A 24,486-nucleotide genomic window follows, 5' to 3' on the forward strand; every position below is an offset into this window, starting at 1 on the left:
TATTTTGACGGCGTGATGGTGAGCACGTGGCGCTGGTCGGGCAGGGTGACACAGCACCGCCAAAGGAACTTCGCCGTCTTCTGGACCGCCCAGACCCTCTCTGTCCTCGGCGACTCGTTCGCGCTGATCGCCCTTCCGCTGCTCGTCCTGCAAGCCACCGGCTCGCTCGCCCGGATGGGGCTGCTGACGGCGGTGGGCGGGGCCGCGGCGGTGGTGGCGGGGGTGTTCGCGGGGGTCGTGGTGGACCGGGTCGACCGGCGGCGGCTGCTGATCGGATGTGACCTCGTACGGATGGTGCTGTACGGCTCGATCCCGGTGGTGTGGGTGTCCGGTCCGCGGATCTGGCTGCTGTACGGCGTGCTGCCGCTGTGCGAGGCCGTCGGAACGTTCTTCGCCGTCGGATATGTGACCGTCGTGCGGCGGCTGGTCGCCACCGAGCGGCTGACCGAGGCCAATGGCCGGCTGAACGCGACGGCGGCCGCCGCGGGCGTGCTCGGGCCGGTGTGCGCGGGGCTCGTCGCCGCGTGGGCCGGCCCCGCCTCCGCCGTCGGTGTGGACGCGGCCAGCTTCGGGGTCTCGGCGGCCTGTCTGCTCCTCGTCCGGATCCCCCCGCGTCCCGCGGACGACCGTCCAGGTCCCACAGCGGACCGGGCGGCGCGGCGGGCCGGTCTGTGGCGGGACCTGCGGACGGGAGTGTCCTTCCTCTACGGGCACCCGGCCCTGCGCTCCCTCACCGCCCTCCTCTTCGTCTTCAGTTTCCTCACCCTCGGCCTCACCGACCTGGTCATCTACCACGTCAAGCACGACCTCGGCCATGACGACGGCACCGTCGGCACCGTCATGGCGTGCGGTGCGCTCGGCACGATCGCCGGCTCGCTGCTGGTCGCCCGGATCCGCCGCCGGTTCGGGTTCGGGTGGACCTGGGCGGGGGCGACGGCGGTGTGCGGGCTGGCGTTCGCCGGCCTGGGGTGGACGCGGGACGTGGCCGTGGTGGCCGGCCTGAGCGCTACGTTTCTGGGGTGCGTCGGCATCGCGGGCACCTGCTCCATGTCCCTGCGTCAGGAGGTCACCCCTGAGCCGCTGCTGGGCCGCGTCACCTCCGCCTTCTGGGCCCTGCACTACTCGGCCGCCCCGATCGGCGCGGCCGCCCTCACCTGGTCCGCCGAGCGGCACGGCACCGCCCCGGTGGCGTTGGTGGCGGGCGGCCTGTGCGTCGTGATCGCCGCGGTGGCGCTGTTCACTCCGGTGCGGCGGTCGGGGCGCCCGTCCTGAGGCGGGCCGTCAGCCGTTGACGCCCGTGTAGTGGTTCAGGCTCCAGCGCCACAGGAGCCGGGACGCGAGGTAGGCGAGGACGCCGATGAGGGGGGAGGCGGCCGCCAGCCAGTACGGGACGCCCGTTTCATGGCCGTGGCCGGTGAGGACGGCCGCCGGGAAGTAGGCGACGAACGCCAGCGGGATGCCGAAGGTGAGGAAGCCGCCCACCGCCTTGGGCAGGACGTTGAGCGGGTAGCTGCCGAAGGTGCCCAGCAGCTCCTCCAGCCAGCGGCTCCAGTAGTCGGCGGTGGGGAACCGCAGGGACGCGCCGGCCACCGCCGTGAACAGGGCGGCCTCCAGCAGCATGCCGCCGACGAGACAGACGATGAGGTACGTGATGCGGCCGGTGTTCCAGTCGAGGTGGCTGCGGGACAGGGCACCGGCCATCAGCCCCGTGGCCACGGTCAGGTCGCCGATAGCGTTGGTGGGGAAGTACTGCAGCTGCACCTGCCGGTGGACCGGCATGGGCCGCAGTAGATAGACGTCGATCTGTCCTTCCTGGATGAACCGGCCGATGCCGTGCATCCGGCCCAGGACCAGGACGAACAGCCCGTGCGCCAGCATCCGCGTCGCCGGGATCAGCAGCACGTCGGAGCTGTCCCAGCCGCCCATCCCGGTGAACCGGGTCAGCAGCACGGTCGCGAACACGATCACCGACATCTGCCAGATCGCGCCGATCGCGACCATCAGCAGGAACTCGGTGCGGTACTCGAGTTGGGAGCGGAAGTTGAGGCGCGTGACGCGCCAGGCGATCTTGACGGCGTTCACGACCTCAGCCTCCCTGGGAGATGACCCGGCGGGCGGCCCGCCGCCACAGGAACCGGGTGAACAGGTGGAGCAGCACGACCCAGCCGGCCTGGATGGCCAACTGCAGTGGCGCGTCGGACAGTTCGATGCGGCCGACGTACAGCGACAGCGGTACGTTGAGCGTCGCCTGGAAGGGCAGGAAGGTGCTCAGGGTGCGGAACCACGCGGGGAAGAACCACAGGGGGGCGTAGACCCCGGACATCAGGTTCTGCGCGAAGATCAGGATGAGCATGGCGGCGCTGTTGCGCACGGTCCAGAAGCACATCTGGTCCAGCAGGAGCATGACGTGGTACAGCACGAGCTGCCCGAGCAGCAGGCTGAGCACGAACACCCCGGCCACGGCGGCCGATGCGGGCGGCTCCACCACGCCGGCGGCGAGGCACACCGCGTATCCGGCGAGCGCCCACGCGGCCCCGTAGACCTGCTCGCCGAGGGCGCGCAGGGCGTGGTAGCGGGCGGGCGACAGCGGGCGCAGGTACCAGTAGACGATGGTGCCGAAGTGCATGTGCTGGATGACCGTGTCCCGGCCCGCGTACTGGTCCAACTCCCGCAACCGGGAGGCGAGTACGGCCAGCACGGCGTAGGTGACGGCCTGGTCGCGGCTCATCCCGGCGGAGACCGTCGTGCGGTCGTACAGGCCGTTCCACAGGGAGGCGACCAGCACCACCTGGACGAACAGCCGGACCAGCACGGCCGTCATCCGGGGTGGGGCGTGCAGCTCGCCGAGCGGGGTGACGCGGGCGGCGCGCCAGGCGTGCAGAACTGCCACCTTCAGGCCCCTTCCGCGCCGGGACCGGCGTGGACGTACGCGGCGCGCATCACGTCCTCCAGGTCCGCCTCGTCGATGGCGATGCCTGTCACCTCGTACCGCTCGATGACCGCCTTGAGCGCCTGGTGGACCGTGGGCGCGTCGGGTCCGTGCGGACCGAACACGACCTGCGGGCCCTCCTGCCGCAGCAGCGCGATGCCCGGCGGCGGTACGACGTCGGTGTGCGCGTCGGCGAGGGTGGCCCGCACCTGCCAGGTCGAGCCGTACTTGCGGCGGATCTCGTCGAGGGTGCCGTCCAGGACCAGCCGTCCGTGGTTGACGAGGACGACCCGCTCGGCGAGCCGCTCGACCTCCGTCATGTCGTGCGTGGTCAACAGGACGGTACGGCCCCGCTCTTCGACCTGGTGGCGCAGGAACTCGCGGACCTGCTCCTTCACCACCACGTCCATGCCGATGGTCGGCTCGTCGAGGAAGACCACCGGCGGGTCGTGCAGCAGCGCCGCGGCCAGGTCGCAGCGCACCCGTTGGCCCAGGGAGAGATGACGCACCCGGGTGTCCCAGAAGGAGGACAGTTCGAGGATGTCGTCGAACTCCTTCAGACGCGCCGCGTGTTCGGCCCCCGGCACCTCGTAGATGTCGCGCAGGATTGCGAACGACTCCCGCACCGGCAGGTCCCACCACAGCTGGGTGCGCTGCCCGAACACCGCGCCGATGTTACGGGCGTTGCGTTCCCGGTCCTCGTACGGCACCACGCCCGCCACCCGGGCCTCGCCGGAGGTGGGGGTGAGGATGCCGGTGAGCATCTTGATGGTGGTGGACTTGCCGGCGCCGTTCGGGCCGAGCAGGGCGAGGAGTTCGCCCGGTGCCACGTCGAAGGAGATGTCGGAGACGGCGTGCTTGACGGCCCGTTCCGGGTTGACGAGGGATCTGAGGGCGCCGGTGAAACCGGGCCGGCGGACGGTGGTGTGGAACGAGCGGGAGAGGGAGCGGACCTCGATGCTGCCGATCACTCGACGGACCTCCGGGTGAGCTGGATCAGCCGTACGGTTGCCGCGAGCGAGGCGGCGGAGAGCGCGGTCAGCAGCCAGGGGACCGCATGGATGCCCCAGGTCTCGATGCCCACGCCCAGCAGGGGCGGCGCCGCCACCCCGCCGGCCATCGACGCGGCGATGACCCAGGCACCGGCGCGCCTCGCCTGGGGAAGGGCCCTGTTCAGCCAGGGCAGACCGGTCGGAAAGACCGGCGCGATGAACAACCCAACACCTGCGTACGCCACCGGCGCCAGTCCTTTTGCCGGTGCCAGCAGCAGACACACGGTCATGCCGGCCGCGCAGACGGTGAGGATGCGTTCGGGGGAGTAGTGCAGGGCGACGGGGACGACGAGGAAGCGGCCCGCCGTCATCATCAGCCAGTACACCGAGGTCGCCGACGCGGCGACGGTCGCGCTGTAGCCGACGGTCTCCAGATGGGTGGGCTCCCAGCCGCCGACACCGGCCTCGACGGCGACGTTGAGGACGTAGAGGGCGAGGAAGCCGAGGAGGACGCGCGGGAGCCCGAGCCGGCCCTTCGCGGGAACCGGTTCCGCGTAGGTCTGCGGAGTGCCGTGGACGGATTCCGCGTCGGTCACCGCAGTGCGGGGATCCCGTTCCGGGTCGGTTGCCCGAGTCCCGGAGACCGGTTGGCCGGCGGTCACCGAAGTGCGCGAAACCGCTTCCGCGACGGTCGCCGGAGTGCGGGAAACCGGTTCCGCGCCTGGCACCGAAGTGCGCGCAGCCGGTTCCGCGTCGGTCACCGGAGTGCGGACGCCGCTCGACCCCGCGACCACCAGCAGCGCCGCGAGCACCGCGCACGCCCCGAAGGCGTACGTGTACGCGTCCCGGCCCAGCCACGCCACCACCACCGGTCCCAGCACCGCGCCGATGCCGAAGTGGGCGTTGAGCACGTTCAGCATGGCCGTGGAGCGGTCGCCGAAACCGACGGCGAAGAGCTGGTTGAGGCCGTAGTCGATACCGCCGAAGCCGAGGCCCGCGAGAAAGGCGGCGGCCAGGGCGAACGGCCAGCCGGGGGCGAGCGCGAAGCCCGCGGCGCCCAGCGCCATCAGGCCGTAACTCGCCGCCAGCAGAGCCCTGTTGCTGATCCGGGAATGGATCGCGTTGAAGGCGAGGACACCCGCCACGCCCCCCGTGAAGTGCAGGCTCAGACCGAGCCCCGCGCCCGCCGGGGACAGACCGAACTCGGCGCGCAGGCCCGGTACGGCCGGACCGTAGAGCGCCTGGAGCATCCCGATGAGGACGAACCCGGCACAGGACGCGGCCGTGGCCGGCCGGGTGAACAGGCGGCCCGGCGCGGGGGTCCTCAGGACCGTCTCGCTCACCTGACCTCCGACCTTGGGCTGGCTGGAGCCATGTCGACCCGGCGCCGCGCAACAGTATGGGCCACGGAGGTGAATCGGCAACGGGTTAAAACATGGGGTGTATAAAGTCAGTCGCCCAGGACATCCCGCACGAAAGCGTTGGCGAACTTGCCCTGCGGATCGAGCGAGCGGGCCAGCTCCCGAAAGTCGCCGAGCCGGGGGTAGCGCTCACGCAGCGCCGACGCGGGAACGGTGAAGACCTTCCCCCAGTGCGGCCGCGCGTCGAAGCCCTCCAGCGCCTCCTCCACCCGCCGCACCACCGGCAGTACCGCCGCCGTGTCCTCGACCCAGGTGAAGTGCAGCGCCACCGTGTCCCGCCCGTACGCCGGGCTCAGCCACTGCGCGTCGGCGGCCACCGTGCGCACCTCGCAGATCTGCAGCACCGGCGCGACCGTCTCACGGACCGCGTCCAGGGCGCGCAGCGCGTCCAGGGCGTACGGCCTCGGCAGCAGGTACTCCGACTGCAGCTCGGCGCCGCTGCTCGGCGTGAACTCGGCCCGGAAGTGCGGAAGCCGCTCGTGCCAGGGCCCCGGCACCCCGGACTGCTCGGTGCAGTTGACCGCGGGCATTCCCGGCACCGGGTGCAGCTTCTCGGTCGCGGGCGCGGCCCACGGGAAGTCGGACAGCGGCTGGTCGGCGCGCCGCTTGAGCCACACCTGCCGGAAACCGGGCGCCCGCCAGTCGGTGAACAGGCTCACGCTGTACGCCGACGCCGCCACCTTCTCGAAGTCCAGCCCCTCCAGCGGCAGTTCGGTGAAGACGCGCTGCTCGACCTCGTACGACGGCTCCAGGTCCAGGGTGAGCGCGGTGACCACGCCCAGCGCGCCCAGGGAGGTCACCGCACCCTCGAACCGGTCGTCGCCGCGCCCGATGGTGACCAGGGCCCCGTCGGCCGTGACGATCTCCACCTCCCGCACGGGCGCCGCGAGCGGCCCGTTGCCGACCCCCGAGCCATGGGTGCCGGTGGCGACCGAGCCGGCCACCGAGATGTGCGGCAGGGAGGCCATGTTGGGCAGGGCCAGCCCGTGCGCGTACACGATCCGGGCGAGTTCCGCGTACCGCACGCCGCCCGAGACGCGTACCGTTCCGGCGGTGGTGTCGACGTCGATCACCGGGGGCAGGTCGGCGACCGTCAGCAGGACGCCCTCGGGGCCCGGCTCGGCGATCTCGTTGAAGGAGTGCCCGCTGCCCAGCACCCGCACCTTCGCGCTGCGCGCCACGAGATCCCTGATCCCGTCCAGCGAGTAGGGGCGGTGCAGCTCCTTGGCGGTGTAGGTGATGTTTCCCGCCCAGTTGGTGACCGTGGTCGTCATCTGTGTCGTCCCTCCCGGAGAGTGCCCATGCGTTGACCCTCTCATTTGCCGCCGCCTAGCGTAGATACCGGTTTCCACCGCCCGTCCCCGAGCCGGAAGGCCCTTCGTTGCCCGAGCGTCCCCAGGCGCTGTTCGCCATGACGGCCGAGAACGTTCCGCAGGTGTTTCCGCCGGAGGTGCTCGCACGGCTGAACGAGTCCGTGGACATCGACCCCGGACTGGTCGCCGAGGACTTCGCCGGCCCCCGGGTGCGGAAGGTCCTCGCCCGCACGGAGATCCTCGTCACCGGCTGGGGCTGCCCCGTGCTGGACGCCGCCGCCCTCGACGCGGCCCCCGGGCTGCGCGCGGTCCTGCACTCGGCCGGCTCGGTCAAGGGCTTCGTGACGCCCGAGGTGTGGCGGCGCGGCATCGCGGTCTCCTCGGCGGCCGCCGCCAACGCGATCCCGGTCGCCGAGTACACGCTCGCGGCGATCCTGCTCGCCGGGAAGGACGCCTTCACGGCCCGGGACCGGCTGCGCGCCGGGCACACCTTTCCCGGCTGGGAGTTCGTACCCGGCATCGGCAACCACGGCCGCCGGGTCGGCGTCGTCGGCGCCTCCCGCACCGGCCGCCGCCTGCTGTACCTCCTTCGCCCCTTCGACCTGCGGGCGAGCCTCGCCGACCCGTACGTCGACGAGGCCCGCGCCGCCGCGCTGGGCGTACCGCTGCTTCAGCTCGACGACCTGCTGCGCACCTCGGACATCGTGACGCTGCACGCCCCCGAGACCGCCGAGACCCGGCACCTGATCGGCCGGCGGGAGCTGGCGCTGATGCCCGACGGGGCGGTGCTGATCAACACGGCACGCGGCGGCCTGGTCGACCACGACGCGCTGATCGCGGAACTGCGCGCCGGCCGCCTCTCGGCGGTCCTCGACGTCACCGACCCCGAGCCCCTGCCGGCCGACTCGCCCCTCTACGAGCTCCCCAACGCCTTCGTCACCCCCCACCTGGCGGGATCCCAGGGCAACGAGGTGGCCCGTCTCGGCCGGACGGTGGCGCAGGAGGCGGCGCGCCTCGTGGCGGGGCAGGAACTGGAGTACGCGGTCGATCCGGGGGCGCTGGAGCGGGAGGCGTGAGCGGGGTGCACGACCGACGCCGCTTGCTGCGGATTCCGTTGTCGTGATGCGTTACATCCGCTGTTTTCAGCTCTCCGTAGCGTTTTCGCGGCGATATCAGTAGCGTGCGGCTTCATGGCCCACGACCCATCGCCCGTCGGCGTACCCGGCGACCAGCCCACCGCCCTCTCCACGACCCTGCCCGTGACCGACCTCACCCAGCACCGGCGTCTGCGCGAGCAGGGGAGTCTGGAGCGGGCCGATCTCGACGCGATCCTCGACGCCGGGTTCATCTGTCATCTGGGGGTCGTGGTCGAGGGGCGGCCGCTGGTCGTGCCGACCGTCTACGGCCGGGACGAGCGACAGCTCTACCTCCACGGCTCGGTGGCCGGCCGCAGCCTCGCGGGCGGTACGCCCGTCTGCGTCACCGTCACCCATGTCGACGGACTGGTGCTGGCCCGCTCGGTCTTCGAGCACGGCGTCAACTACCGCAGCGCGATGATCCACGGCGTGGCCCGCAGGGTCACCGACCCGGAGGAGAAACGGGCGGGCCTGCACCGGCTCACCGAGCACGCGGCGCCGGGCCAGTGGTCGTACGCCCGGGGCCCGAACCGCAAGGAGCTCGCCGCCACCACCCTCCTCGCGCTCTCGCTGGAGGAGGCGTCGGTGAAGATCCGCACGGGTGCGCCGGACGACGGTGACGGACCGGACGCCGAGCTGGGCCTGTGGGCCGGAACCCTGCCGCTGACCTCGGTCTGGGGCGCGCCCGTGCCCGACCCGCTGCTCCCGCCGAACACCCCCGTACCGGGACACATCGCACGCCGTGTGGGGACCCGGCACGGCTGACGCGCGGGCGAAGGCATACCGTGAGGTGTCGAACGCCTGAGCCGGGAGGAGAGATCGGGATGGGCAGCCGTACCGCGCTGGTCGAGGATCTGATGGAGCGGTTCCCGCAGGTACCGCGGGAAGCAGTCTTCAAGGAGGACCTGCTGCGAGGGGGCGTCGCCTTCGACCCGTCCGCCCTCAGCGACAACGAGAGCGGCGAGGTGAAGCCGAAGTCGTACTTCATCTTCTCCTTCGACCACGGCACCCTGCCGGAGCTCGGCGAGGCCGCGCTGCGCCGGCCGCCGGAGGAGATCATCCTCACCGGAGGGCCGTACGACCTGCGGCGGACCGTGGTGTCCGTGCGGGTGAACCCGTCCTCGCCCTATCGTGTGGCCGCCGACGAGGAGGGCGTGCTCGGGCTCTACCTCGACGGACAACGCATCTCCGACGTCGGTGTGCCGCCCATGCCGGAGTACTACCGGCACACCCTCTCCAACGGGAAGTCCGTCATGGAGGTCGCCCCGACGATCCAGTGGGGCTATCTCATCTATCTCACCGTTTTCCGCGTCTGCCAGTACTTCGGCGCCAAGGAGGAGTGCCAGTACTGCGACATCAACCACAACTGGCGCCAGCACAAGGCCGCCGGGCGCCCGTACACCGGGGTGAAGGACGTCGAGGAGGTGCTGGAGGCCCTCGAGATCATCGACCGGTACGACACCCAGAAGGCCTCCACCGCCTACACCCTCACCGGCGGTGCCATCACGAAAACGGTCGCGGGACGCGACGAGGCCGACTTCTACGGCCACTACGCCAAGGCCATCGAGGAGCGCTTCCCGGGCCGCTGGATCGGCAAGGTGGTCGCCCAGGCGCTGCCGCGCGACGACGTGCAGCGGTTCAAGGACTACGGCGTGCAGATCTACCACCCCAACTACGAGGTGTGGGACCGCCGCCTGTTCGAGCTGTACTGCCCCGGCAAGGAGCGCTACGTCGGCCGCGACGAGTGGCACAAGCGCATCCTGGACTCGGCGGAGGTCTTCGGCGCGCGCAACGTCATCCCCAACTTCGTGGCGGGCGTGGAGATGGCGGAGCCGTTCGGTTTCACGACCGTCGACGAGGCCATCGCCTCGACGACCGAGGGGCTGCGCTTCTTCATGTCGCACGGCATCACGCCCCGCTTCACCACCTGGTGCCCCGAGCCGACCACCCCGCTCGGCAAGGCCAACCCCCAGGGTGCGCCGCTGGAGTACCACATCCGGCTGCTGCAGGCCTACCGCCAGACCATGGACGACTTCGGTCTCTCCTCGCCCCCCGGCTACGGCCCGCCCGGACCCGGCCGCGCCGTCTTCTCGGTGAGTTCCTTCATGGACAGCCTGCCCGCGCAGGAGCCGGCCGAGGTGTAACTCCCCTCCCTCCGCCGGACATAGGGGGTGTCATCGCGAGCGGCGGACGGAAGGGGGGCGGGTGTGCCGGAGGACGGAACACCTGACGGGGGCCTCGGGCCCGAGGAGCGGCTTCGCGCGCTGTACACGGCGCACCACGGGCGGGTGCTCGGCTTCGCCCGGCGCCGTGCCGCGGACGCGGAGAGCGCGCAGGACGCGGTGGCCGAGACGTTCCTCGTCGCCTGGCGCCGGATCGACAAGGTGCCGCGGGAGCCGGAGGAGGCGCTGCCGTGGCTGTACGCCGTGGCCCGCAACATCCTCGCCAACCAGTCCCGCGGTGAGCGCCGCGGCGGCCGGCTGGCCGCCCGACTCGGCCGTACGGCACCCGTGACGGCCGCGGTGCCCGACCACGCCGGGGGAGTGGTCGAGGCGCTGCACGTGCGGGAGGCGCTGGCCGCGCTGTCGGAACGCGACCAGGAGACCCTGCGGCTCATCGGCTGGGACGGCCTCGACACGGCCGCCGCCGCACGGGTGGTGGGATGCTCGGCCCGCGCGTTCGCGGTACGGCTGCACCGCGCGCGCCGCCGCCTGGAAAGGGAGTTGACCCGGCGGGAGGCACCGGCCGAACGGCCGCTCGCCGCGACGAAGGGGGAGCGGGCATGAGGACGCGCGCGAACACGGCCGAGACCGAGCGGCGGGTACGGCGGCTGCTGGGCCCGGCGGACCCGGTGGCCGGCGAGGCCGCGCCGGACGAGGCGGTGCTGGAGCGGATCCTGGCAGAGGATCCGCGGGAGCGCGGGGGGCACCCGCGGTCGTACCGGCCGCTGCGGCGGCGCTGGGTCGTCGGTGTCGCCGTCGTCGGCGTGCTGGGAGCCGGCGGACTGGCCGCCCGGGCCGCCGGGGTCATCCCGGACGACGTGGGCGTCGGGCTCGGCCGGGCGGGTGGTCCGGGGGGCATGGCGCCGGACACCGCCAGGGCGCGGCTGCTCTTCTCCTCGGCCACGCCGGACGGACTGCGCCTGCAGTACTGGGAGGCGCCCAACAGGTCCGGGGGCCTGTGCCACTACATGCGCGTGCTGGAGCCGGACGGACGGCCGACGGACTCCGGCGGCTGGTCGGAGTGCTTCCGGGGCGACGGCTACCGTACTCCCGCGCTGTGGTCCACCGTGGACACCAACGCGCTGTCCGGCTGGGTCGCCGTCTACGGCCGCGCACCCGAGACGGCCGTCGCCGTCCGGGTCGTGTGGCAGGACGGAGGGCGGGAAGGGCCGATAAATCTCGGCCGGGATCGATACTTCGTGACGTTCCTTCCGTATAACTCTCGTAGCGACAACGAGGAGTGGGCACGGGAGTACCGGACCGAGGCACTCGACGCGCGCGGGCGGGTGGTGGCGGTGGTGTACTCGAACCGCTAGCCGAACGAGGTCCCCGGCGGTCACTTGACGCGACCGCCGGTAACCGAATTGAATACGGCGCTTGTCAGTTGTGACGACGTTGTGAAAGGCTCGGGCTCCCGCGAGGGTCCCCACAACTCCGTTGCCAATCAGGTGAGTTGACCTCGCTCGTGGATGCAGGAGACCCATGCCCGACCTGCCGACCCCGAAGGACGCCGCCGAGGCCGCGCTGTTCTCCGAGTGCTGGGACGCGGTGCTTTCCTACGCCGATCTGTGCACAGCCGGCGCCGAAGCGGCCACCCAACTGGCCACCGAGGCCTTCGCGCTCGGCATGCGCGAGGTCCGCGTCGGCGACGGAGGCTTGGCCAGAAGCGCCGGCCGCCGCTCCCGACTCCCCATGATCCCGCTGCTGTTGACCGCCGTACGCACCACGGCGGCCGCCTGGGAGGAGGGCGGGCGGGGGCACGACCTCGACCCCGATCTGCGGCTGTGGCTCCACTCGGACAAGGCCGCCCGCTACACCGGGCCCCCGCTGCAGCGCCCGCTCGCCCTGCGCGGTCTGCGCGACCTCCAGGAGGCCGACGCGGCGCTGCTGTGGCTGGCCGAGGTGGAGGCGCTGCCGACGTCCGTGGTCGCCCGCCGCCTCGGGCTCGATCCGGCCCTCGTCGGCGAGGAACTCGCCCAGGTCCGCGGCCTGTTCCGGGACCGCTGCCACCGCGCCCACCTCGACACGCCGATGGACGCGGACTGCCGCAGCTATGCCCGGCTGCTGGACGCGGTCACCCGCTCGCCCGCCGCCGACATCCCCGCCGACCTCTCCCGCCACCTCGCCACCTGCGTGGACTGCGCCGAGGCCGCCGCCTGTCTGCGCCCGCACGGCGGCGGACTGCCCGCCGCCCTCGCCGGCGGGGTGATCGGCTGGGGCGGCCTCGCCTACCTGGAGCGCCGCCGACGGGCCGCCGAGGTCCGCCTCGGCGCGGGACGCCCGGAGCCGGCCGACGGGGACGGCGGCCGGCCCGTGACAGGCGCCCAGCGCGCCCGCGTCCTTCGCAACGGTCTGCTCGTCGCCGCCGTGGTGGTGTCGCTGCTCGCGCTGGCCGTCTCGCTGATGCCGTTCAGCGGCGACAAGGGCACCGCGGCGAGCGGTGATCCGACCGACAGCAGCCCCGTGGCGGCCCCCGGCCCGTCCTTGCCGGACCTCAGCCCGCCGGCGACGAAGGCCTCCGCCACCGGCACCCCGAGCCCGGGCCCCACGGCCTCGGCGACCAGGTCCGCAGGCGAGAAGAACCCCGACCCCGAACCGCAGGGCACCTCCTCGTCGACGGCCAGTACGGGTTCGGCGGACCGCTCCCCGACGACCTGCACCTACGCCTACGACCTGGTCAACCAGTGGCCGGACGGCTTCCAGGCCACCCTCTCCGTCACCACCGCCGACGCCCTCGCCGACTGGAGCGTCGCCTGGTCCTTCCGGGACGGCCAGAAGGTGACCCAGATGTGGGACGCCAGCTTCGGCCAGAACGACTCCCGGGTCACCGCCAAGGCCGCCGACTACAACCGGTCCGTCCCCGCCGACGGCACCCTCTCCTTCGGCTTCCTCGCCTCCTGGAAGGGCAAGAACGCCCCGGCGTACGACGTGACGCTCAACGGACACAGCTGCGCGAAAAGCAGTTGACGCGCCTCCGCCGTGACGGGCTACTGTTGCGGCGGTTCCCGCACGAGGAACAGACGTAGGCACAGGACGAGGAGGTGTCGACCGATGGCTGTCATGACGATGGGCGCTGCCCGCATCCAGTTCATCAAGTCCACCTCCGTGGCCGTCGGCTGACTCACCGAAGTCCCAACCCCTTTGCCGGTGGCCGCCCTTGTGAAGGGTCACCCCTTGACTTCCAGTTCTGCTTCCCCCGTTCTCCCCGCGCTCGCTCCCTACGGCTGGGACGAGGCATGGGCGGACGCGTTCGTTCCGTACGCCGCCGAAGGGCTCCTGCCCGGGCGGGTGATCCGGGTCGACCGCGGTCAGTGCGACGTGGTCACCCCGAGCGGGGTGCTGCGGGCCGACACCGCCTTCGTCACCCCGCACGACCCGCTGCGGGTCGTGTGCACCGGCGACTGGGTCGCCGTCGAAGCCGGCGGCAACCCCCGCTACGTGCGCGCGTGTCTGCCGCGCCGCACCGCCTTCGTGCGCTCCACCTCCTCCAAGCGGTCCGAGGGGCAGATCCTCGCCGCCAACGTCGACCACGCGATCGTCGCCGTGTCCCTGGCCGCCGAACTCGACCTGGGCCGCGTCGAACGCTTCCTCGCCCTCGCCTGGGAGTCGGGCGCCCAGCCCCTGGTCGTCCTCACCAAGGCCGACCTCGTGCCGGACCCGGTGACCCGCTCGCACCTCGTCCAGGACGTGGAGCTCTCCGCGCCCGGCGTGACCGTCCTGCTGGTCAGCGCGGTCGAGGGGGACGGGCTCGACGTCCTCGTGTCCCTCGTCTCCGGCGGCACGTCCGTGCTGCTCGGCCAGTCCGGTGCCGGCAAGTCGACCCTCGCGAACACGCTCATCGGCGAGGACGTGATGGACGTACGGGCCGCGCGGGACGTCGACGGCAAGGGGCGCCACACCACCACCACGCGCAACCTGCTCGCCCTGCCCGGCGGGGGTGTCCTCATCGACACGCCCGGTCTGCGCGGGGTCGGGCTGTACGACGCCGAGAGCGGCGTCGGTCAGGTCTTCAGCGAGATCGAGGAACTGGCCGAACGGTGCCGCTTCCACGACTGCGCCCACACCGCCGAACCCGGGTGCGCGGTGCTGGCGGCCGTCGACGCCGGGGAGCTCGCCGTGCGGCGCCTGGAGAGCTACCGCAAGCTGATCCGCGAGAACCAGTGGATCGTCGCCAAGACGGACGCCCGCCTGCGCGCCGAGATCCGCCGGGACTGGAAGCGGAAGGGGGCGGAGGGCAGGGCGGCCATGGAGGCCAAGCGGGGCCGCCGACGGTAGGCAACGTGACGTCCGAATCCCGCTGGCCGCGTCTGCCCCTCAGGCGGAGACTGGACGGCGTGATGGACGAGGACACCAGGTACGAAGCCGTACGCAGCCGGGACGCCCGGTTCGACGGGGAGTTCTTCTTCGCCGTCGAGACCACTGGGATCTACTGCCGGCCCAGCTGCCCCGCGGTGACCCCCAACCGCCGCAACGTCCGCTTCTTCACGACGGCCGCCGCCGCGCAGGGCTCGGGTTTCCGGGCCTGCCGGCGGTGCCGTCCGGACGCGGTCCCGGGCTCGGCCGAGTGGAACGTGCGCGCGGACGTCGTGGGCCGGGCCATGCGGCTGATCGGCGACGGCGTCGTCGACCGGGAGGGCGTGGCCGGGCTCGCGGCGCGGCTCGGCTACAGCGCCCGGCAGGTGCAGCGGCAGCTGACCGCCGAGCTGGGCGCCGGACCGGTCGCCCTGGCCCGCGCCCAGCGGGCGCACACCGCGCGGGTGCTGGTGCAGACGACCGATCTGCCGATCACGGAGATCGCGTTCGCGTCCGGGTTCGCCAGTGTGCGGCAGTTCAACGACACGATCCGCGAGGTGTACGCCGCGACGCCCAGCGAGTTGCGGGCCGCCGCGCCGCAGCACCGGGGCCGTCGGCAGGCGGTGGGGATCCCGCTGCGGCTCGCCCACCGGGGCCCCTACCAGGCCGTTGCCGTCTTCGACCTGCTCGCGGCCGAGGCCGTGCCCGGCGTGGAGGAGGTCGAGGGGACGCGCGGGCGGCGCACCTACCGCCGTACGCTCCGCCTTCCCCACGGCACGGGCGTCGTCGCCGTCGACGAGCGGCCGGGCGTGGTGAGGACCGCGTCCGGTGCCCATCCGGGGGGCTGGCTGGAGGCCCGGTTGCAGCTCGCCGATCCCCGCGACCTGACCACCGCCGTGGGGCGGCTGCGGCGCCTGTTCGACCTGGACGCCGACCCGTACGCCGTCGACGAGCGGCTCGGCGCGGACGCGCGGCTCGCTCCGCTGGTCGCCGCGCGGCCGGGACTGCGCTCGCCCGGTGCCGCCGACGCGGAGGAGCTGGCGGTGCGGGCGCTGGTCGGGCCGCGGGAGGCCGAGCGGCTGGTACGGCGCTACGGCAAGGCGCTCGACTCGCCCGCCGGCAGCCTCACCCACCTCTTCCCCGAACCCGCCGTCCTCGCCGAGGCCGAACCCCACGGCCCGCTCGGCGCCCTCGCCGCGGCCCTCGCCGACGGCGCCGTCCGCCTCGACCCCGGCGCCGACCGCGACGACGCCGAGGCGGCGCTGCTCGCCCTGCCCGGACTGGACGCCGCCACGGTCGCCGTCATCCGCACCCGCGCCCTGGGCGACCCCGACGTCGCCCCGCCCGGCCCCGACGTCCCCGACAGCTGGCGCCCCTGGCGCTCCTACGCCCTGCGACACCTGCGCGCAGCAGGAGAGTTGGACTGACCTGTGACGACCATCGTGTGGACCCGCGTCGACAGCCCCCTCGGCCCCCTGCTGCTCACCGCCGACCCGGCCGGCGCGCTCACCTCCGTCTCCGTGCCGGGACAGAAGAACGGCCCCGCGGTGCAGGAGGGCTGGCGGCACGAGCCCGCCGCCTTCCGGGCCGCCGAGGAACAGCTGGCCGCCTACTTCGCCGGCGAACTCAAGGAGTTCCGGCTGGCGTTCAGCACCGCGGGCAGCGAGTTCCGGGAACGGGTGTGGAACGCCCTGGACTCGGTGCCGTACGGGGCGAGCACGACGTACGGCGAGATCGCCGCGCGGATCGGGGCGCCCCGGGCCGCCGTACGGGCCGTGGGCGGTGCCATCGGCGCCAATCCGCTGCTGATCGTCCGGCCCTGCCACCGGGTGATCGGCGCGAACGGCTCACTGACCGGCTACGCGGGCGGGCTGGAGCGGAAGGTGCGCCTGCTCACCCTGGAGGGCTGCCTGTGACCGCGGCGGCGGATCAGTCCTCCAGCCCCCAGCTGTGGATCCGCCGCGGATGGATACGGATCACCTCCTCGCTGAAGTGCGGGCCCAACTCGTGCGGTCCGGTGAGGAGTTCCGCCTCGCCGCGGATGTCGATGCCGCGCACCCTCCACGGGCGCAGGCTGACGATGTCGTCGACGACCAGCGCGACCTTCGGGTTCTCCCGCAGGTTGCGCCACTTCTTGGTGCGGCCCATGGCGTACCCGCCGACCAGGATCGTGCCGTCGTCCTGCGGGAAGAAGCCGACCGGGTTCGCCTGCGGCTGCCCGTGCGGGTCGACGGTGGCCAGCCGTCCCAGCCGCTGCGACTTCAGATACGCGCGCTCGGCCTCGCTGAATTCGCTCATGCCCCTCACCCAAACACGCCCGCCGCGCCTCCACATCGGGTTCTCGGCCTAGTCCGCGGGACCTACGTCATCCCCCGATCACCGCGCCCAGCCACGCTCCCATGATCAGCAGGCAGGTGAACAGTTCGGTGAGGACACTGAAGCCGCCCGAGCGCATCGCCCTGCGCAGGGCCGCCATCGCCTCGCCGTGTCGGCCGAGACGGAGGCGTTCGGCGAGGTAGACACCGGCCATGAAGCCCGGGATCGCGCCGAGCACGGGAAGCAGGAAGAAGCCGAGGAGCGCGCCCGTACCGGCGTACACCGCCATCCTGGGCGTGGCGCCGCTCGCCCGCAGCCGGCGGGGCGGCAGCGCCCAGCGGACCCCCTGGCAGAGGAACAGCGCCCCGGTGGCGCCGACCAGGACCCACCAGGCGACCGGCCGCGGGTCCTTCAGCGCCCACCACAGGATCGCGGCCCACACCAGCCACGACCCGGGCACCCCGGGCACCAGCACTCCGCACAGGCCGAGCAGGAGGACCAGACCGACCAGCAGGAGGTCCCACACTCCCATGTGCCCAGGGTGCCGGAGGGACACAGAAAACGCAGGTCAGCATCCGGTACGGTGCACGGTCGCCGGGCGGTTCCCCCGTGGGGGGCGGAACCGGCAGGCGGCTTGTTTCCCGCTTTCCTGTTCGACGTGTCACTCGACACGGCGTTCGACTCGGCGTGCCGTGCCGGTTTTTCCCGTTGCCCCGTTTTCATCGGGGCCCCGGGGTGGACAATTAGGGGCATGAGCCAGCAGGGGGGAAGTCCCACCGGTCACGAGGACGACTGGTGGGGGCAGCTGTACGACGACTCCACCGAGGACACGGGGCCGACCCCCGCGGCCGACACGTTGGACGACCGGTTCGCCTCGGCGGCCGGGACCGTGGCCGACGGATCGCCGCCGGGCGAACGGGCCGACGTGGTCCCCGCCCAGCGCAGCGGCACGTCGACCGAGACCCCGACGACGACGGCCCCCACGTCCCGGACACCGACCGGCACGGACCCCGCCCGCGAAGCGGGCCCCCTGCCGACTGCGGGTGGTCGCGGCGATGGGGCGGCTCCGGGTCCGCAGCGGGACGGTGCCCCGCCGGTCCGGGACAGGTCGTCTCATCCCTCGCCCCCGGCCGCGGCTGCGGGCAGCCCGGCCCCTCCGGCCCGACCGCCGGGCACCCCTGCCCCTCCTGCCCAGAGCCCGGCCGCCGGCAGTCCTGCCCCTCCGCCTCCCAGCTCAGCCGCGGGCGCTTCGGCCCGGACCCCGGCCCCGGGTGGTCGCGGTCATGGGGCGGCTTCCGGTTCGCAGAGGGACGGTGCCCCGCCGGTACAGGATCGTGTGCCGTACCCCCCGCCACCGGTCCCGCCCGCCCCCGCGCCACAGCCCGCCGACCAGCCCCCGGTCCTCCGCACCGCCACCCACCTCGACCTGCCGACCCTCCCTCCGCCCTCCGCCGAACATCTCGACCTCCCGGCCCCGCCTCCACCTCCGGCCGACCGCCTCGATCCGTCGGCCATTCCTCCGCCTCCCGCCGACGACCTCAGCCTGCCGACCTTCCCCCCGCCTCCCGCCGACCATCTCGACTACGTCGGCTCCGGGCCGCCCACCTACGAGGCCGAGCCCACCGCGTTGCCCGTCGCCGATCCGGACGATCTCGATGATCTGGTCGCCGACACCGTGCTCGACGGTGCCCGGTACGGGTCCTGCACCCTGCGTGCCGTCTCCGTCCGGGGGGACTCCGCGCGGTACCGGGGCGAACCGCGCCGCGACTCGTTGCTCACCGCCCGCTTCGGCACCGCCGAGAACGCGCTGATCCTCGTCGCCATGGCCACCGGCGCCCGCGCCACCCCCGGAGCCCACCGTGCCGCCGCCGAGGCCTGCCACTGGATCGGCCGGGCCGTCGGCCGCAGTCACGCCCGGCTCGCGGAGGACATCCGGGCGGCGAGGCGCGGTGACCTGAAGTCGGGCCTGCACCGTCTCACCGACCGCAGCCTCGGCAAACTCCGCGCCAGCGCCGCCGAGCAGGGCATCGAGCCGGAGGAGTACTCCGCCACCCTGCGCTGCCTGCTGCTGCCGGCCGACCCGGAGTGCCGTACCCGCGTCTTCTTCGGCGTCGGCGGGGGCGGACTGTTCCGGCTCAGGGACGGTGACTGGCAGGACATCGAGCCCCGCGTCACCGAGGTCACCGGCGACCCGGTCGTCGGCTTCGGCTCGCTGCCCGCCGAGACCCCCGAGGGCGACCGCCTCACCATGGACCTCGGCATCCCCACACCCCCGAGCCCCTACGAGCCGGCCCCCGAACCGCCCCGCGAACCCTTCCGCTTCCGTGCCTCGGTGGCCCGCCCGGGTGACACCCTGCTGATGTGCACCGCGGGCCTCGCGGACCCGCTGCGCGGCGAACCGGACCTGTGCCGCTATCTGACGGGCCGATGGTCCGGACCCACCCCGCCCGGCCTCGCCGCGTTCCTCGCGGACACCCAGGTCAGGGTCAAGGGGTACGCGGACGACCGTACGGCCGCGGCCGTTTGGGAGGCGTGAGCGCGCGGCCTGTGAATTGATGGACCCAGAGGGATCAGCGGAGACCGAAGGGGCAGCAGAGCACCATGGCCAAACAGAACGTCGCCGAGCAGTTCGTCGACATCCTCGTCCGCGCCGGAGTCAAGCGCCTGTACGGCGTCGTCGGCGACAGCCTCAACCCGGTGGTGGACGCGGTGCGCCGCAACGCCGCCATCGACTGGGTGCACGTACGCCACGAGGAGACCGCCGCCTTCGCGGCCGGCGCGGAAGCCCAGATCACCGGCAAGCTCACCGCGTGCGCGGGCTCCTGCGGGCCCGGCAACCTCCATCTCATCAACGGCCTCTACGACGCCCACCGTTCCATGGCCCCGGTCCTCGCGCTCGCCTCGCACATCCCCTCCAGCGAGATCGGCCTGGGCTACTTCCAGGAGACCCACCCCGACCGGCTCTTCCAGGAGTGCAGCCACTACAGCGAGCTGATCTCCAGCCCGAAGCAGATGCCCCGGCTGCTGCAGACCGCCATCCAGAACGCGGTCGGCCGCTCCGGCGTCAGCGTGGTCTCCCTCCCCGGTGACATCGCCGCCGAGCCCGCCCCCGACAAGGCCGCCGAGACCGCCCTGGTCACCTCCCGGCCCACGGTCCGCCCGGGCGACGCCGAGATCGACGAACTCGTCCGGATGATCGACGCGGCCGACCGGGTCACCCTGTTCTGCGGCAGCGGCACGGCCGGCGCGCACGCCGAGGTCATGGAGTTCGCCGGGAAGATCAAGTCACCGGTGGGGCACGCTCTGCGGGGCAAGGAGTGGATCCAGTACGACAACCCCTACGACGTCGGCATGAGCGGTCTGCTCGGCTACGGCGCCGCCTACGAGGCCACCCACGAGTGCGATCTGCTGATCCTGCTCGGCACCGACTTCCCCTACAACGCCTTCCTGCCCGACGACGTCAAGATCGCCCAGATCGACGTCCGTCCCGAGCACCTGGGCCGCCGCTCCAAGCTCGACCTGGCGGTCTGGGGCGACGTGCGCGAAACGCTGCGCTGTCTGATCCCGCGGGTGCGGGAGAAGTCCAACCGCCGCTTCCTGGACCGGATGCTGAAGAAGCACGCGGACGCGCTGGAGGGGGTGGTGAAGGCCTACACCCGCAAGGTGGACAAGCACGTGCCGATCCATCCCGAGTACGTGGCGTCCGTACTCGACGAACTCGCCGACGACGACACCGTGTTCACCGTGGACACCGGGATGTGCAACGTGTGGGCCGCTCGCTACATCTCGCCCAACGGCCGTCGCCGGGTGATCGGTTCGTTCTCGCACGGCTCGATGGCGAACGCGCTGCCCATGGCGATCGGGGCGCAGTTCACCGACCGGGGGCGGCAGGTGGTCTCCATGTCCGGGGACGGCGGATTCTCCATGCTGATGGGCGACTTCCTGACGCTGGTGCAGTACGACCTCCCGGTCAAGGTCGTCCTCTTCAACAACTCCTCCCTCGGCATGGTCGAGTTGGAGATGCTGGTGGCGGGGCTGCCCTCGTACGGCACCACCAACAAGAACCCCGACTTCGCCGCCGTCGCCCGCGCCTGCGGTGCCTACGGGGTGCGGGTCGAGAAGCCCAAGGATCTCGCCGGCGCCCTGAAGGACGCCTTCAAGCACAAGGGCCCGGCACTCGTCGACGTGGTCACCGATCCCAACGCCCTGTCCATCCCGCCGAAGATCAGCGCCGAGATGGTGACCGGCTTCGCCCTGTCGGCATCCAAGATCGTCCTGGACGGGGGAGTCGGCCGCATGCTGCAGATGGCCCGCTCCAACATCCGCAACGTGCCGCGGCCTTAGCTGTCGGTGGGGACCCAGGCGCGTTCGCCCGAGTCGTTCGTTCCGTACCAGAGGCGGGGCCTGCCCTTGATGCTGCTGGTGCGGAACGGGTGGCCGTGGTCGTCGATGCGGACCGTGCCGGTGCGGCCCTGTGAGGACCAGTCGAGCTCGAGGTACCAGCTGGCGTCGTACGTCTCGGTCGTCCCCGTGACCAGCAGCACCTCGGGGTCCTGGGCCGAGACGCGGTAGGGGAACTGGACCGCGGGCGTCGACGGCCCCCCGTCCTGGGTGCCGGGCACGGGGTGGGCGATGGGCCGGTTGACGTCGAGGTTCACGGCGAAGGAGCGCGGGGTGAGACCGCCGCCGCAGCCCCCGCCCATGGAGTACGCGGTGCCGGGGACGGGGGTGCCGCGGCCGACGATCCTGACGCGCAGGGCGTTGAGGACGACGGCCGTCGACGACTTGCCCTGCACCGAGATCTCCACCGTCGACTCGCCACCCTGCACCGCGCTCTGCGTCGCCGCCCACACCGCGGCGTCCTGCGGCACCGGCGGCGGGGGCACCTCGGCCGGCGCCTTGTCGATCACGTAGTTCTGGCCGCACCCTCCTTGCCAGACCTGCGAGTCGACGGTCAGCGCCAGGGGCACAGCGGTGGGTGCGGAGGCCTTGTCCTTCACTGGCGGGGCGTCCTGCGACGGGGGAGTGGGCGACGCCGTGCCGCCCCTCGAGGGGGAGGCCGAGCCTGCGCCGGGGGCGGGGCTGCTGCTCGCGCCGCCGGCCGACGGGGCGCGGCGGGTGCCGGCCTCCGTCGTACGGGACGGCCCGGACGGTGTCCTGGCGGAATCGCCCCGCGCCCCGTCCTCCGACAGCGCCGAGACGGTCCCGAGCGTGGCCAGCAGCACGGTGGCCACGGCGGCGCCGAGGAGGCTCCGCCGCCGACGGAACCAGGGGCGGGGACGGTGGGCTGGGGCGGCCCCGGTACCACCCGCCGGCTGCTCGAACTGACGATCGGCCGTGTCGTGAGGGGAACCGACCGTCTCCGGCCCGCGATCCGTTCCCCCGTCCACGGAAGCAGCCGTGTCCACCTCGCGCACGGCTGTCTGGGTCTCGGGACCGGTTCCGTCGGCGACGGCAGCGCTCGTCTCCGCCTCGCGCGCGGCTGTCTGGGTCTCGGAACCGGTCGTCTCGGGACGGGGAGCGAGTCCCTTGGACAAGGGCGCCAATTCCCCGGACGGGGAAGTGGGCGCCGTCCCGGACGGAGGAGCAGCCGCTGCGGAGGGGGAAGCGGGCGTCGTCCCGGATAGAGGAGCAGCCGCCCCGGGTGGGGAGGCGGGTGGCTGCGGCGGGGAAGTGGCCGTGCCGGATGCGGAAGGGTGCGGCTCGCTGTCAGAGGCGGCCGTGCCGGGTGGGGAGGCGGGTGGCTGCGGCGGGGAAGCGGCCGTGCCGGATGCGGAAGGGTGCGGCTCGCTCTCAGAAGCGGCCCCGCCGGGCACGGAGGCGGGTGGCTGCGGCCGGGGAAGACCCGCGTCCGGCTGGGAAGTCGGTGACTCCGGCAGAGAGACATGGGCGTTCCGCACGGAAGTCGGGGACTCCGGTGGGGAAACATGGGCACCTGGCACGGGAGTCGGTGACTCCGGCGGGGAAATCTGTGCGCCCGGCTGGGAAGCCTGCGGATCCCTCAGGGCGACGGCCCCGCCCGGCTGGGAAGCCGCTCGCCCCGGCAGGGACATGTGCGCGGTGTCGGTCGGGGGCGGTTCCTCCGGTGTGCGGGGGCGCTGGCGTGCCGCGACCGCCAGGAGCCACTGCCGGTGCAGTTCGAGGCGTTCCTCCGGCGTCGCCTCGCAGAAGGCGGCCAGGCGTTCCAGTGGGGCGAAGTCCTGGGGCACCGCCTCGCCCGCGCAGTAGCGGTGGAGCGTGGAGGTGTTCATATTGAGGCGCCGCGCCAGCGAGCCGTAGCTCCGGTCCGTGCGGTCCTTCAACCGGCGCAGCAGCGCCGCGAACTGCTCGACGTCGTCCCGTGTCGACACCGTTCCCCCGCCTCACCGTCGTCCCCGTCGTCCCCGTCATCCCAGGCACTCATATACCTGCACGTCAGATGGGCTGGGATGGTTCCACCCCGGCCGATCGGACGGCAGCCGTTGCGCCGGGGCGCCGGGAGCGCCGATGCTCTGGGTGTCGCACCGACCAGGGCGGACCGACCATCCGCCGTCGCGGCGATCTTCCGACACCCATGCACTCATCCACGGGGGACACCCATGTCCAAGCGCACCCGAGCAGGCGCGCTCATCGCACTCGCCGTCACGGGCCTCGCCCTCGGCACGACGCTCGCCCCACCGGCGGACGCCGCGCCCCGGGCACCGGGCTTTCTGGCGGCCGCGGACCTGCCGCCGCACCCCTCGTCGTCCTGGACCGCCGGCAAGGTCACCGCCGGCGTACCGGAGGCGGTGGAACAGGACCGCTGCCTGAGCATGGCGCTGGGCGGGGGCCAGGACACCTGGTACCGGGAGTTCCGCACCGACCTCGACACGGGCGCCCGCCAGGTCAGCGTCCAACTGCCCGGCGTCAGCGCGGCGAAGGGCCGCTTCGCCCGGCTCAAGAAGGACATCGCGTCCTGCCCGGCCCGCATCGAGGAGGCCGACCCGGAGACGGCGGCGACGCTCAAGGACTACGGCACCCTGCCCGTCGAGGAGGGCGCCCACGTCTACGGCCTGCACACCGAGACCTCCTGGGGCGCCACCGACATCCGGCTCCTGTCGGTGGCCCGGGACGGCAGGACCGTGACCGTCGTCGACTGGGGGCAGATGGGCGGCTTCAGGGACGCGCCGGTCAAGGCGTTCAAGAAGACGACCACGACCGCCGTGAACAAGCTCCACTGACCGCACGACCAGGGCCGCCCTCCCGCCACGGGGGTCGGGAGGGCGCCCACCGACCACCGCACCTCTCACACCACGCAACCGAAAACGGGGAACAGACATGAGCAGCAAGACCCGCACCGTCATCAGCGCCGGCCTCCTCGCCGTCGCCCTCGGCCTCGGCGCCACCGCCCAGGCCTCCGCCGGCGCCCCGCGCAGCGTCAGTGGCAGGACGTCCGACAACCTCACCCGGATCGCCGACTTCTACGGCACCTACATCGACGCGGTGTACGACGAGGACAGCGGCAACCTCGGCACCGCCCTGCGCGGCCACTACCTCACGCCCGCGTTCCAGAAGGAGCTGAACAAGTGGGAGGAGCGGGAGCACGCGGACGGCGTCCTGCGTGCCCAGAACGTGCCGCTGGCGTGGAAGGTCACCGAGACCGGCACCAGGGCGGGCCGGACGGAGGCCGTCGTCACCCTGACCTGGAGCCGCGGGGTGACCTCCAAGGTGGTCGTCGACATGAACGCGAACCACAAGATCTTCCACATCGGCGCCAAGTGAGCGGGCAGCAAGTGACCGTCGCGCCGCGGCCCTCGGCCGCGGTGTGAGGACCGCCTGGAACGGCCGCAGCGTCCCCGGCCTCCGCGACCACCTCGATGTCCTGCTGGGCTTCGAGGATCATGCT

General features: G+C 72.6%; 22 protein-coding genes and 1 pseudogene. 14 read left to right on the forward strand and 9 right to left on the reverse strand.

Features of this window, described 5'->3' with window-relative positions; translation table 11 throughout:
* The first annotated feature begins 15 nt into the window (after window positions 1–15).
* Window positions 16–1,272: an MFS transporter gene (locus tag ABZZ74_RS43995; RefSeq protein WP_356949769.1), complete on the forward strand. Its 1,257-nt coding sequence runs from the start codon at window positions 16–18 to the stop codon at window positions 1,270–1,272.
* A gap of 9 nt (window positions 1,273–1,281) precedes the next feature.
* On the opposite strand, the gene ABZZ74_RS44000 is transcribed toward ABZZ74_RS43995, so the two are convergent.
* The 5 genes from ABZZ74_RS44000 to ABZZ74_RS44020 all read right to left on the reverse strand — a co-directional run bounded on the left by ABZZ74_RS44000 (window position 1,282) and on the right by ABZZ74_RS44020 (window position 6,616).
* Complete coding sequence (locus tag ABZZ74_RS44000) at window positions 1,282–2,082, reverse strand: ABC-2 family transporter protein (RefSeq protein ID WP_356949751.1); 801 nt, start codon at window positions 2,080–2,082, stop codon at window positions 1,282–1,284.
* Window positions 2,083–2,086: 4 nt separating this feature from the next.
* Complete coding sequence (locus ABZZ74_RS44005; protein ID WP_356949752.1) at window positions 2,087–2,890, reverse strand: ABC-2 family transporter protein; 804 nt, start codon at window positions 2,888–2,890, stop codon at window positions 2,087–2,089.
* Window positions 2,891–2,892: 2 nt separating this feature from the next.
* A complete protein-coding gene (locus tag ABZZ74_RS44010) occupies window positions 2,893–3,900 on the reverse strand; it encodes an ATP-binding cassette domain-containing protein (protein ID WP_356949753.1) in 1,008 nt (335 codons plus the stop codon).
* Window positions 3,897–5,264: an MFS transporter gene (locus ABZZ74_RS44015; RefSeq protein WP_356949754.1), complete on the reverse strand. Its 1,368-nt coding sequence runs from the start codon at window positions 5,262–5,264 to the stop codon at window positions 3,897–3,899. The genes ABZZ74_RS44010 and ABZZ74_RS44015 overlap by 4 nt, the downstream gene beginning before the upstream one ends.
* 107 nt (window positions 5,265–5,371) lie before the next feature.
* Window positions 5,372–6,616 carry a D-arabinono-1,4-lactone oxidase gene (locus ABZZ74_RS44020; protein WP_356949755.1) on the reverse strand — a complete coding sequence of 415 codons (1,245 nt, stop codon included), beginning with the start codon at window positions 6,614–6,616 and terminating at the stop codon, window positions 5,372–5,374.
* A 107-nt stretch (window positions 6,617–6,723) separates the two neighbouring features.
* On the opposite strand from ABZZ74_RS44020, the gene ABZZ74_RS44025 reads away from it, so the two are divergent.
* The 9 genes from ABZZ74_RS44025 to ABZZ74_RS44065 all read left to right on the forward strand — a co-directional run bounded on the left by ABZZ74_RS44025 (window position 6,724) and on the right by ABZZ74_RS44065 (window position 16,222).
* Entirely contained in the window at window positions 6,724–7,731 is a 1,008-nt protein-coding gene (locus ABZZ74_RS44025; protein ID WP_356949756.1) for a hydroxyacid dehydrogenase, read from the forward strand.
* Window positions 7,732–7,845: 114 nt separating this feature from the next.
* On the forward strand, window positions 7,846–8,556 hold the full coding sequence (locus tag ABZZ74_RS44030; protein ID WP_356949757.1) for a pyridoxamine 5'-phosphate oxidase family protein: 711 nt from the start codon (window positions 7,846–7,848) through the stop codon (window positions 8,554–8,556).
* A gap of 59 nt (window positions 8,557–8,615) precedes the next feature.
* Entirely contained in the window at window positions 8,616–9,935 is a 1,320-nt protein-coding gene (locus tag ABZZ74_RS44035; protein WP_356949758.1) for a radical SAM protein, read from the forward strand.
* A gap of 63 nt (window positions 9,936–9,998) precedes the next feature.
* Window positions 9,999–10,577: a sigma-70 family RNA polymerase sigma factor gene (locus ABZZ74_RS44040; protein WP_356949759.1), complete on the forward strand. Its 579-nt coding sequence runs from the start codon at window positions 9,999–10,001 to the stop codon at window positions 10,575–10,577.
* Window positions 10,574–11,329 (forward strand): hypothetical protein, encoded by a 756-nt coding sequence (locus ABZZ74_RS44045; RefSeq protein ID WP_356949760.1) that lies wholly within the window; start codon window positions 10,574–10,576, stop codon window positions 11,327–11,329. Before ABZZ74_RS44040 ends, ABZZ74_RS44045 begins: the two co-directional genes overlap by 4 nt.
* A gap of 166 nt (window positions 11,330–11,495) precedes the next feature.
* Entirely contained in the window at window positions 11,496–12,980 is a 1,485-nt protein-coding gene (locus ABZZ74_RS44050) for a cellulose-binding domain-containing protein (protein ID WP_356949761.1), read from the forward strand.
* Between the two features lie 207 nt (window positions 12,981–13,187).
* Window positions 13,188–14,288: a ribosome small subunit-dependent GTPase A gene (rsgA, locus tag ABZZ74_RS44055; RefSeq protein ID WP_356949762.1), complete on the forward strand. Its 1,101-nt coding sequence runs from the start codon at window positions 13,188–13,190 to the stop codon at window positions 14,286–14,288.
* 62 nt (window positions 14,289–14,350) lie between these two features.
* A complete protein-coding gene (locus ABZZ74_RS44060; RefSeq protein ID WP_356949770.1) occupies window positions 14,351–15,733 on the forward strand; it encodes an AlkA N-terminal domain-containing protein in 1,383 nt (460 codons plus the stop codon).
* A 3-nt stretch (window positions 15,734–15,736) separates the two neighbouring features.
* Window positions 15,737–16,222, forward strand: a complete 486-nt coding sequence (locus ABZZ74_RS44065) for a methylated-DNA--[protein]-cysteine S-methyltransferase (protein ID WP_356949763.1) — start codon at window positions 15,737–15,739, stop codon at window positions 16,220–16,222.
* 13 nt (window positions 16,223–16,235) lie between these two features.
* Here the strand turns inward: ABZZ74_RS44065 and ABZZ74_RS44070 are convergent, their stop codons facing one another.
* The 3 genes from ABZZ74_RS44070 to ABZZ74_RS44080 form a co-directional block, all read right to left on the reverse strand.
* The gene (locus tag ABZZ74_RS44070; protein WP_356949764.1) at window positions 16,236–16,604 is read right to left on the reverse strand and encodes a PPOX class F420-dependent oxidoreductase; all 369 of its coding nucleotides are present in this window, start codon (window positions 16,602–16,604) and stop codon (window positions 16,236–16,238) included.
* A gap of 67 nt (window positions 16,605–16,671) precedes the next feature.
* Window positions 16,672–17,154, reverse strand: a complete 483-nt coding sequence (locus tag ABZZ74_RS44075; RefSeq protein WP_356949765.1) for a DUF456 domain-containing protein — start codon at window positions 17,152–17,154, stop codon at window positions 16,672–16,674.
* 248 nt (window positions 17,155–17,402) lie between these two features.
* Window positions 17,403–17,627, reverse strand: a complete 225-nt coding sequence (locus tag ABZZ74_RS44080; RefSeq protein ID WP_356949772.1) for a hypothetical protein — start codon at window positions 17,625–17,627, stop codon at window positions 17,403–17,405.
* Between ABZZ74_RS44080 and ABZZ74_RS44085 the strand changes: the two genes are divergently transcribed.
* Both ABZZ74_RS44085 and ABZZ74_RS44090 read left to right on the forward strand, forming a co-directional pair.
* Window positions 17,548–19,158 (forward strand): protein phosphatase 2C domain-containing protein, encoded by a 1,611-nt coding sequence (locus ABZZ74_RS44085; protein WP_356949771.1) that lies wholly within the window; start codon window positions 17,548–17,550, stop codon window positions 19,156–19,158. The genes ABZZ74_RS44080 and ABZZ74_RS44085 overlap by 80 nt on opposite strands.
* 65 nt (window positions 19,159–19,223) lie before the next feature.
* A complete protein-coding gene (locus tag ABZZ74_RS44090; protein WP_356949766.1) occupies window positions 19,224–20,966 on the forward strand; it encodes a pyruvate dehydrogenase in 1,743 nt (580 codons plus the stop codon).
* A gap of 1,742 nt (window positions 20,967–22,708) precedes the next feature.
* On the opposite strand, the pseudogene ABZZ74_RS44095 reads toward ABZZ74_RS44090, so the two are convergent.
* Window positions 22,709–22,972, reverse strand: a pseudogene (locus ABZZ74_RS44095) (helix-turn-helix transcriptional regulator); the annotation flags it as partial.
* Between the two features lie 228 nt (window positions 22,973–23,200).
* On the opposite strand from ABZZ74_RS44095, the gene ABZZ74_RS44100 reads away from it, so the two are divergent.
* Both ABZZ74_RS44100 and ABZZ74_RS44105 read left to right on the forward strand, forming a co-directional pair.
* Window positions 23,201–23,821 carry a hypothetical protein gene (locus ABZZ74_RS44100; RefSeq protein WP_356949767.1) on the forward strand — a complete coding sequence of 207 codons (621 nt, stop codon included), beginning with the start codon at window positions 23,201–23,203 and terminating at the stop codon, window positions 23,819–23,821.
* Between the two features lie 97 nt (window positions 23,822–23,918).
* Window positions 23,919–24,362, forward strand: a complete 444-nt coding sequence (locus tag ABZZ74_RS44105; protein WP_356949768.1) for a hypothetical protein — start codon at window positions 23,919–23,921, stop codon at window positions 24,360–24,362.
* Window positions 24,363–24,486 lie beyond the last annotated feature (124 nt).

Source organism: Streptomyces sp. NPDC006476 (assembly GCF_040612015.1).
Taxonomy (GTDB): Bacteria; Actinomycetota; Actinomycetes; order Streptomycetales; family Streptomycetaceae; genus Streptomyces; species Streptomyces griseorubiginosus_B.

Coding starts and splice junctions, on each gene's coding strand:
- ABZZ74_RS44045 (WP_356949760.1), top strand. CDS start 10,574: ATGAGGACGCGCGCGAACACGGCCGAGACCGAGCGGCGGGTACGGCGG.
- ABZZ74_RS44075 (WP_356949765.1), bottom strand. CDS start 17,154: ATGGGAGTGTGGGACCTCCTGCTGGTCGGTCTGGTCCTCCTGCTCGGC.
- ABZZ74_RS44050 (WP_356949761.1), top strand. CDS start 11,496: ATGCCCGACCTGCCGACCCCGAAGGACGCCGCCGAGGCCGCGCTGTTC.
- ABZZ74_RS44070 (WP_356949764.1), bottom strand. CDS start 16,604: ATGAGCGAATTCAGCGAGGCCGAGCGCGCGTATCTGAAGTCGCAGCGG.
- ABZZ74_RS44105 (WP_356949768.1), top strand. CDS start 23,919: ATGAGCAGCAAGACCCGCACCGTCATCAGCGCCGGCCTCCTCGCCGTC.
- ABZZ74_RS44035 (WP_356949758.1), top strand. CDS start 8,616: ATGGGCAGCCGTACCGCGCTGGTCGAGGATCTGATGGAGCGGTTCCCG.
- ABZZ74_RS44100 (WP_356949767.1), top strand. CDS start 23,201: ATGTCCAAGCGCACCCGAGCAGGCGCGCTCATCGCACTCGCCGTCACG.
- ABZZ74_RS44090 (WP_356949766.1), top strand. CDS start 19,224: ATGGCCAAACAGAACGTCGCCGAGCAGTTCGTCGACATCCTCGTCCGC.
- ABZZ74_RS43995 (WP_356949769.1), top strand. CDS start 16: ATGGTGAGCACGTGGCGCTGGTCGGGCAGGGTGACACAGCACCGCCAA.
- ABZZ74_RS44060 (WP_356949770.1), top strand. CDS start 14,351: ATGGACGAGGACACCAGGTACGAAGCCGTACGCAGCCGGGACGCCCGG.
- ABZZ74_RS44030 (WP_356949757.1), top strand. CDS start 7,846: ATGGCCCACGACCCATCGCCCGTCGGCGTACCCGGCGACCAGCCCACC.
- ABZZ74_RS44020 (WP_356949755.1), bottom strand. CDS start 6,616: ATGACGACCACGGTCACCAACTGGGCGGGAAACATCACCTACACCGCC.